At 51.1% G+C, this 5,159-nt stretch carries 5 protein-coding genes and 2 pseudogenes; 1 reads left to right on the forward strand and 6 read right to left on the reverse strand.

All coding sequences use genetic code 11. The features are described 5' to 3' along the window. The coding region (locus BG74_RS20380) for a hypothetical protein (protein ID WP_439895647.1) at positions 1-225 on the reverse strand (225 nt) is incomplete at its 3' end. Between the two features lie 95 nt (positions 226-320). Here BG74_RS20380 and BG74_RS20385 point away from each other — a divergent pair. Continuing rightward, positions 321-494: a hypothetical protein gene (locus BG74_RS20385; protein WP_439895648.1), complete on the forward strand. Its 174-nt coding sequence runs from the start codon at positions 321-323 to the stop codon at positions 492-494. A 470-nt stretch (positions 495-964) separates the two neighbouring features. Here BG74_RS20385 and dtpA read toward each other — a convergent pair whose 3' ends face one another. From dtpA to fabI, 5 genes and pseudogenes are all read right to left on the reverse strand, one after another. Further along, on the reverse strand, positions 965-2,488 hold the full coding sequence (gene dtpA, locus BG74_RS03100; RefSeq protein ID WP_066596550.1) for a dipeptide/tripeptide permease DtpA: 1,524 nt from the start codon (positions 2,486-2,488) through the stop codon (positions 965-967). 575 nt (positions 2,489-3,063) lie between these two features. Beyond that, a partial coding sequence (locus tag BG74_RS16235; protein WP_501037406.1) for an endonuclease III occupies positions 3,064-3,341 on the reverse strand: 278 nt, incomplete at its 5' end. Between the two features lies 1 nt (position 3,342). Beyond that, positions 3,343-3,694: pseudogene (locus BG74_RS16240) on the reverse strand (endonuclease III); the annotation flags it as partial. A 112-nt stretch (positions 3,695-3,806) separates the two neighbouring features. Next, positions 3,807-3,975 (reverse strand): annotated as a pseudogene (locus BG74_RS20390) (Rnf-Nqr domain containing protein); the annotation flags it as partial. A gap of 389 nt (positions 3,976-4,364) precedes the next feature. Continuing rightward, positions 4,365-5,153 carry an enoyl-ACP reductase FabI gene (fabI, locus tag BG74_RS03110; protein ID WP_066596536.1) on the reverse strand — a complete coding sequence of 263 codons (789 nt, stop codon included), beginning with the start codon at positions 5,151-5,153 and terminating at the stop codon, positions 4,365-4,367. Positions 5,154-5,159 lie beyond the last annotated feature (6 nt).

Raw genomic sequence — 5,159 nt, forward strand, 5'->3', positions numbered from 1 at the left:
CACTACTGTCTGCTCGACTGGCAATAGCAGGATTTCCCGCAGGGGCTGCGAGCCGGAGATGTGTAAGGCGATTTTTTGTGATGAAGAATGTTCTTTCAATTTAGTCCCACGTGGTATACCGGTCATACGGGCAATAGCTCCGCGGTGTTTTCCATGCGCCGGATAGGCGTTAATGTGTGGCTGCTCAATACCGTGCAGTTTTCCAACTACACCCAGTATGATCAAGTGGACCGGATGGATGGTGTGCCAGCGAAGTACCGATCGATGTAAAGGATATAAGGGTCTGAAGTGCTGTGATACAATGCTGAGCGGCTATATTGGTGCGCCGGAGAAGAGAGAGTACGTGCAGCAGGCTGGCTACCAATACTATCGCGCTGAATCTGCTAAAGCTAGAGCAGATTAGCGGACGTCGCGTAATCTCGGTGGACAAAGCGGTCGCTGCCGCCCGCATTGAGCTTGGACCGCGTATAGCACTGGTAAAACATCTCAGCTAAGTCGGTTATGATCCCCAACGTCTGAAACAATGCTGATTACCACTGACCAAGCCTAACATACCTGTCGACCAATGATAGATTTTTTCGCCCGTAAACCAGTGGGGGATCTCACTATTGCAGCGGCCTGCTGCTGGTGAATCTGCTAAAAAGGATAAAGGAGCTAAAGGGATTGAGCCCGAAGAAAGCGCTGGAGCACGTCACTGCAACGGTGTATGGAGGTGATGAAATAAATCAAGGAGAGCGGAGAAATATGAACTGCAGGTGGTAGCGACATAAGATCAAATCGCGGCGACGAAACATCATTTCCCGGCGTCGCCGGTGATGTAAACGCTAGACAGTATTATCCGTGGCTGTGTTGATAGTCAGGCGTGCTTTTGGGTGCTTTTTGCTTGCAAGCCGGCCTAATGGCCAGGATTTTTTCACTCTAACCTCTACTGTAAATAGGGAAGGCAGGGAAGCCAGCAGGGCTATTATTCGCCCTGTGTAGCTGACATCATGCCCTTTTGAGTAGGTTGCACAGCACTGTCCGCCCAAGCCAAGCGGTTAAGCTTCGGCGCAAACGCCAGCATCAGCACGGCGATGACGCCAGTGTAGACGCCTATCTGCATAAACACATGACTATAGACCTGCAAAGAGTGGTGTGTATCACTCATTTCGGATGGTACCGTGGATAAGTTGGCAACGAAGCCGGCGATAATCGCCGCCGCAGCGGTGGTTAGGAACCAGGCGCCCATGATGAACCCCATCAAACGCTGCGGAACCAGTTGCGCTACCATCGCCAGACCGAGTCCGGATATCATCAACTCGCCAATGCTTTGCAGCGCATAGCTCAAAATGAGCCAGTAAGTCGACACCAGCCTGGCCGTACTGGCGAAATGCGCACCCAGCGGCAGCACCAGGAAGGCTAGCGAACACAGCACCATGCCGATGGCAAATTTGAATGGCATTGACAGGCGATCTCCTAGGCGATTATATCCCGCCGCCAGTAGCGGGCTGGAAAGCATGATCCAGAAAGGATTCAGTGCTTGAAACTGCTCAGGTTCAAAATCCAGTCCTAGCAGCGAAGTTTCAACATTATGGATAGCGAAAAAATTAAGCGAGGTCGGCATCTGGCTATATAGCACGAAGAAAAATACCGCCTCCAGCATCATGATAAACGAGACTAGCATACGGCGGCGCATTGCTCCGTCCAGACGCAGGGTTTCATAGGCGAAGATCAGCAAAATGCCGAGCGTCACCATGCCGAGCACCATACGCGCGATATCTTGATGATAAAGCAACCAGGTAGCGACGGGGATAAGAACAAGGATGCCGGCAATCACCGCCAGAAGACACGACCCGTTAAGCGCTTCAAAATCTGGCGCCGAACCGTAATACTTAACGTAGCCGCGGCACAATACAAAGTTCACCAGAGTGATAAGCATCCCGAATACGCTTAACGAAAGCGCCACGCTCCAGCCGTAATGCGCCGCCAGCCAGGGAGTTGCGAGCATCGACAGGAAAGAACCAATGTTGATGGCCATGTAATACATGGTAAAAGCGCCATCCAGGCGAGGATCACCTTTTTTATAGCAGGTGGACAGCAAAGAGGGTGGGTTGGCTTTGAACAATCCGCTGCCGACGGCGATCGTGGCCATGCCAAGATAAACCCAGAAAACTTCATGGCCGGACCAGGCTACCATGCTGTATCCGACGGTGAGCACCAGGGTGCCGAGAATGATGACGCGTTTGGTGCCGAGCACTTTGTCGCCTAGCCAACCGCCGATGGCAACAAAGCCATAGACCAGCGCGCTGAAGGATGAAAACAAGGTAATGGAGGCAGATTCTGACAGGCCTAGCATTTTTACTAGGTAAACGGCCAGAATACTCTGCAGGCCGTAGTAGCCGAATCGCTCCCACAGCTCGATGGAAAAAATTAAATAAAACGATTTCGGTTGCTTGAACGCGTTGATGGTCACGCGTTGTTCCGTGGTTGGTTGGTTTGCAGTTGACACAAGGACCTCGTTTTTCATTCTGCTTTTAGCTTGTAGAAATTGTCGTGGGTAATGATGGCAGCATCATTCCACACGTATAGTTTTCAAAACGGGCAAACGGTTAAACATCCATTCTCTGTCGTTCGGAAGATTTTAACGCTGTTGCATAATACAGTCCCGGCGAAGCGTAAAATATAATGCAGTCCCAAGACAATCGGTTTTTGTGCTTCTAGGTTTAGAATTGTCAAAAGTCATTAATTTTTCAATATGAAAATTAATTACTTACCTATGATAGAAAAATAGTTGAAGAAGGTGAATCTCTGTGCCCTCAACCTCAACCAGACAGACGGGATACAACATTCGAGACTATGCATTTGCCGCTTATCTGCAATAGTGCAAAGACAACGGCGCAGATATGTTTGACTATAGTCCTAAGCGGATTTTTGCAGCGCCTTCCTAAACTGGCAAAAGCGATACGGACGACGTCGCGGCGTCAATGGCCATCACGTGCCGTCTGTATCTGGTCGGCCCAGCAACGACCGCGTCAGGTCGCTGCTGGGCGCAACTCCTTGAACGGTCTGGGTATCGAGGACAGGTTATTGCGGATAATGTTTTCGATCGTACTCACATAGATCTTCAATCAGGCAGGAGTCGCAGCGCGGTGTGCGGGCTATGCAAGTATAGCGGCCGTGGAGAATAAACCAGTGGTGGCAATCGCCATGAAACGCTTTCGGCACGACGGCCAACAGCTTTTTTTCCACCACTTCTACGTCTTTACCAACCGCAAAGCGGGTACGATTAGCGACGCGGAAGATATGGGTATCCACGGCAATCGTCGGCCAGCCGAAAGCAGTATTAAGCACGACATTGGCGGNCGACGCCCGGCAGCGCCTCCAGCGCAGCGCGATCCTCTGGTACCTCGCCCTGGTGCCGTTCTAGTAGCAGTCGGCAGGTTTTAATGATATTTTTTGCTTTGTTGTTAAAGAGTCCTATCGATTTGATATAACTTTTAATTCCGTCCACCCCCAGCGTCAGCATGTCCTGCGGCGTATTAGCCACTGGGAATAACAGGTTGGTAGCCTTATTGACGTTGACATCGGTAGCCTGGGCAGAGAGCAGTACCGCAATCAGTAGCTCGAAAGGCGAACGGTGCACCAGCTCGGTGGTGGGATGAGGATTATTGGCTTGCAGTCGACAAAGAATGTCATAACGCTTGGTTTTATTCATCGGCTAATGACTGTCCCTATTGCAGCACTACCGGTCGGGTCGCCTTCGGCTTCCTGGCTTTCATGCGTTGATCAATAAAGTATTTTCCTGCTAGCCCAGCATAAAGTAAAGCCCATGCTGATAAATACGATGCAAAGGCTTCCGACCGACCTATGAAGATGCAATTAGTGACGATGAGGGGAATGAAAATGCCGAGAGATTGATAAACACCTAACGCGTGGGCGTTAGGTGTTAATAAGCATATGTACCGTTGAGACGACCGAAGCGATTATCATCACATAACCAAACTCAATCAACTCCATTACCCGAATCACCTCCTCGGCCGGCACAGGATTTAGGAGCCGCAGAGCGAACCGCCACATGGATCCTCCCTGATGGGTTGTGATACCACCATCTGATATCCTTTTCAAACTGACTTCCTGGCTATCAAGATCGTACTTGATATAACATCAACAGTGCCATGCAGAACAACGCGGCGTTATAGCAAGCATGGTGTTTATCACCGTGGTAGTGTAACAGCAGCTGTAGAGTGATAGAACGCACGGCGTAACAGCAAAAAGGGCGTGACTGTGGCAAGTATGGCGAAGGAGGAGACTAGTGGCGAATGCTTAACAAGCGCCCGTAATCTGTCGAGCTAGGAAAGGGGCCGAACTTCCGACCCACGAAGCGATTAATCTAGGTCAAGATCGTTCATGGCGGAGATATTAAAGCCACCATCCACATGCACCACCTCGCCGGTGATGCCAGCCGACAGATCGGAGCACAGGAAAGCAACGGCATTGCCGACGTCCTCAATGGTTATTGCGCGGCGAATTGGTATCACCGACTCGCAGTAGGACAGCATCTTTTTAAAGTTCTTGATGCCGGATGCGGCCAGAGTGCGGATAGGACCCGCGGAAATGGCATTCACACGCACACCTTGCGGCCCCATAGCGTTGGCCATATAACGGGTATTGGCCTCTAGAGAGGCTTTGGCCAGGCCCATGACATTATAGTTGGGGATGGCGCGTTCTGCGCCCAGGTAGGTCAGCGTCACCAAAGCAGCGTTGAGATTAAGCATTGGTCGGCAGGCTTTTGCCATGGCGACGAGGCTGTAGGAGCTGATATCGTGCGCGATGGCGAAACCTTCGCGAGTCACGGCGTTCACATAATCGCCGTCCAATTGGTCGCCGGGGGCATAAGCGATGGCATGTACGAAACCGTCAAACGTCGGCCAGATATTGGCTAGACGGGTGAACAGCGCTTCTATACTGGCATCTTCCGCCACGTCGCACGGCAGCACGATGCTGGAATTGAAACCGGCAGCAAATCCTTCCACCCGTAATTTCAATTTGTCATTCTGGTAAGTGAAAGCCAGCTCCGCCCCCTCACGGTGCATAGCCTGAGCGATGCCATATGCAATTGAACGGTTGCTGGCAACGCCAGTCACCAGAATACGCTTACCGATAAGAAAACCCATAGCATT

The organism is Sodalis-like endosymbiont of Proechinophthirus fluctus (genome assembly GCF_001602625.1).
Taxonomy (GTDB): Bacteria; Pseudomonadota; Gammaproteobacteria; order Enterobacterales; family Enterobacteriaceae.

Bases quoted from the DNA above. Each gene is read 5' to 3' on its own strand.
- fabI (WP_066596536.1), bottom strand. From the start codon at position 5,153: ATGGGTTTTCTTATCGGTAAGCGTATTCTGGTGACTGGCGTTGCCAGC.